Raw genomic sequence first — 3,445 nt, forward strand, 5'->3', positions numbered from 1 at the left:
GGCGCGCAGCCGGCACCGTGGGCGGCGGCCACCGCGGCGGCATCGGCGTGCTCGAGCGCGCAGGCGATCACCCGCGCCTCGAGCTGTCGTGACATGACCACCGTGGCCGCGTCCACCTGCTCGCACAGCACGCCGAGCGGCAGCCCGGGCAGCGCCGAGCGCAGGGTTTCGAGCTGCCGCCAGTCGAAGGACGAGCACAGCAGCGCGTCGGCCGGCCAGCCGCCGGCGAGCGCATCGCGCAGCAGCGGCAGCAGACGCGGCGCCACGCCCGGCCCCTTCAGCTCCAGGTTCACGGCGCAGCGGCCGCGGCACAGCGCCAGCACCTCCTGCGGCAGCGGAATGCGCTGTCCGCCGCCGGCATCGAGCGCGCGCAGCGTCGCCAGCGTTTGCCTCGCCACCGGGCCGTGGCCGTCGGTGGTGCGCTCGAGTGTGTCGTCGTGGATCACCACCAGGCCGTCGGCGCAGGCCTGCACGTCCACTTCCACCCAGGCGGCGCCGAGCGCGATGGCCCGTTCGATGGCCAACAGCGTGTTCTCGGGCGCGATGGCACTCGCGCCGCGGTGGGCGATGCGCAGCACGGGGTTCAGCCGGCGAGTTTGGCGGCGTCCTGCGGCCCTGCACAGCTGACGTGCAGGTCGTTCACCAGCCCGTCGGCGATGCCGTAGATCCAGCCGTGCACGGTCACGTCCTGGCCGCGCGCCCAGGCGGCGCGCAGCACGGTGGTGTCGCACACGGCACGCACCTGGGCGCGCACGTTGTGCTCGCACAGCGCATCCAGGCGCCGCTCGGCGGGCAGCGCGTCCAGCTCGTGCCGGCAGCGGTGGTAGACGGCTTCGATGTTGCGCAGCCAGTTGTCGATCAGGCCGAGCGGTTGGCCGGCCAGCGTCGCCTGCACGGCGCCGCAGCCGTAGTGGCCGACCACCATCACGTGCCGGACCTGCAGCACTTCGACCGCGTACTGCAGCACCGCCAGGCAGTTGAGGTCGGTCTGGTGCACCAGGTTGCCGACGTTGCGGTGCACGAAGATCTCGCCCGGCAGCAGACCCACGATCTGGTTGGCCGGCACGCGGCTGTCCGAGCAGCCGATCCACAGGTACTGCGGGCGCTGCTGGCCGAGCAGGCGGGTGAAGAACTGCGGGTCGGCGGCTTTGGCGCGCGCCGCCCAGGCGCGGTTGGCTTCGATGAGATGGTCGAGGTCTGACATGGTTGTGGGGTAGTGGGGGTGGGCTGTCGCGCTCATTTCCTGCGCCGCGCGGCGGGCGCGAGCCGCCGATGGCGGCTGGCCGCGATTATGCCGACCTCACACCACGCCCGCCGCACGCAGCGCGGCGATCTCAGTCTCGTCCTTGCCGAGCAGCTCGCGCAGCACGGCGTGCGTGTGTTCGCCAAGCCGCGGCGGTGGCAGGCGGTACTCGACCGGCGTGTCCGAGAAGCGCAGCGGGCTGCCGACCAGCGGGATGGGGCCGGCGTCGGGGTGCTCGAGCGTGATTTTCATGCCGCGCGAGCGGACCTGCGGCAGCTCGAACACCTGCGAGACGTCGTTGATGCGCCCGCACGGCACATCCACGGCGCACAGGGCGTCTTCCCAGGCCTGCGCCGGGCGCGTGGCGAAGATGGCCTGCAGGCGCGCGGTGAGTTCCTCGCGGTGCTGCACGCGCCCGGCGTTGCGGGTAAAGCTGGGATCGGCGGCCAGCTCCGGCACGCCCAGCACCTCGCACAGGCGCGCGAACTGCCGATCGTTGCCAACGGCCAGCACGAACGGCCCGTCGGCGGCCTGGAACACCTCGTACGGCACGATGTTCGGGTGCGCGTTGCCGTAGCGGCCGGGCACCTTGCCGCCGATGAAATAGTTCATCGCCATCACCGCCATGCTGGCCACCTGCACGTCCAGCAGCGCGAGATCAACGTACTGCCCGCGCCCGCTTGCGCCGCGCGCCACCAGCGCCGCCAGCACGGCGATCGCCGCGTGCATGCCGGTGGTCAGATCCGCATAGGCGATGCCGAGCTTCTGCGGCCCGCCGCCGGGGCGGTCGTCGCGCTCGCCGGTGACGCTCATGAGCCCGCCCATGGCCTGGATGATGAAGTCGTAGCCCGGCCGGCTGGCCAGCGGCCCGGTCTGCCCGAAGCCGGTGATCGAGCAGTACACCAGGCGCGGGTTGATGGCCGCGAGCGCCGCGTAGTCGAGCCCGTAACGGGCGAGATCGCCGACCTTGAGGTTCTCGATCAGCACGTCGCTCAACGCCGCGAGCTCGCGGATCAGCGCCTGACCCTCGGGCCGGGTGAAGTCCACCGTCACCGAGCGCTTGCCGCGGTTGGCGGCCAGGAAATAGGCCGCATCCGGCGTGTCCTGCCCGGTGCGGTCTTTCAGATACGGCGGCCCCCAGCCGCGCGTGTCGTCGCCGCGGCCGGGGCGCTCGATCTTGATCACCTCGGCGCCCATGTCGGCCAGCAGCTGGCTGCACCAGGGTCCTGCCAGCACGCGCGACAGATCGAGCACCCGGATGCCGGCGAGCGGCCCCGCCATCACACCCGCTCCAGGATCACGGCCAGGCCCTGTCCCACGCCGATGCACAGGCTCACCGCCGCGTAGCGTCCGTGGCCCGCGGCGAGTGCGCGCGCCGCGGTCAGCGCCAGGCGCGCGCCGGAGGCACCGAGCGGATGACCCACGGCAATGGCGCCGCCGTTCGGGTTCACGCGCGCGTCGTCGAAGGGCAGGCCCAGGAGCTTCAGACACCCCAGCACCTGCGCCGCGAACGCCTCGTTGATCTCGATGACGTCCATCTGATCGAGCCGCAGCCCGGCGCGCGTGAGCGCCTTCGGGATGGCGAGCGCGGGGACGATGCCCATCACGCGCGGCGGCACGCCGACCGCAGCGCCGGCGAGGATGCGGGCGAGCGGCTTCATGCCGAGCCGCTCACCCAGCGCCCGGCTGCCGACCATGAGCACCGCCGCGCCGTCGTTGATGCCGGACGCGTTGCCGGCGGTGGTGACGCCGCCGGGGGTCAGGGCCTTCAGGCGCGCGAGGCTGTCCGGCGTGGTGTCGGGCCGCGGGTGCTCGTCGGCGCTCACCACCACCGGTGCCGCCTTGCGCGCGGCCGGCAGCTCGACGGGCGTGATCTCGTCCGCGAAGAAACCTTCCGCCAGCGCCCGCGCGTAGCGGGCCTGCGAGCGCGCGGCGTAGGCGTCGGATTGCTCACGCGAGATGCCGTACTCGGCGGCCACGTTGTCGGCGGTCTGCGCCATGCTGTCGTCGCCGAACTCGGCGCTGATGCGCGGGTTCGGAAAACGCGCGCCGATGGCCGAATCGAACACCCGAAACTCGCGGCTGAACGCCTGCTCGGCCTTGCCGACCACGAACGGCGCCCGGCTCATGCTCTCGACGCCGCCGGCCAGATACAGCTCGCCCTCGCCGCAGGTGACGGCGCGCGCCGCATCCAGCACCGCC

4 protein-coding genes are annotated in these 3,445 nt (G+C 72.7%); all 4 read right to left on the reverse strand.

Features of this window, described 5'->3' with window-relative positions; all coding sequences use genetic code 11:
- On the reverse strand, nucleotides 1-578 hold a 578-nt coding region (locus tag PHC73_RS12735), incomplete at its 3' end, for a glycerophosphodiester phosphodiesterase family protein (protein WP_300128922.1).
- Between the two features lie 5 nt (nucleotides 579-583).
- Entirely contained in the window at nucleotides 584-1,204 is a 621-nt protein-coding gene (gene can / locus PHC73_RS12740; RefSeq protein ID WP_366949887.1) for a carbonate dehydratase, read from the reverse strand.
- 96 nt (nucleotides 1,205-1,300) lie between these two features.
- On the reverse strand, nucleotides 1,301-2,524 hold the full coding sequence (locus PHC73_RS12745; RefSeq protein ID WP_300128927.1) for a CaiB/BaiF CoA-transferase family protein: 1,224 nt from the start codon (nucleotides 2,522-2,524) through the stop codon (nucleotides 1,301-1,303).
- Nucleotides 2,524-3,445 (reverse strand): acetyl-CoA C-acyltransferase (locus PHC73_RS12750; protein ID WP_300128931.1); only part of this gene is annotated, 922 nt, incomplete at its 5' end. The genes PHC73_RS12750 and PHC73_RS12745, both read right to left, overlap by 1 nt.

Source organism: Immundisolibacter sp. (assembly GCF_028696615.1).
GTDB lineage: Bacteria > Pseudomonadota > Gammaproteobacteria > Immundisolibacterales > Immundisolibacteraceae > Immundisolibacter.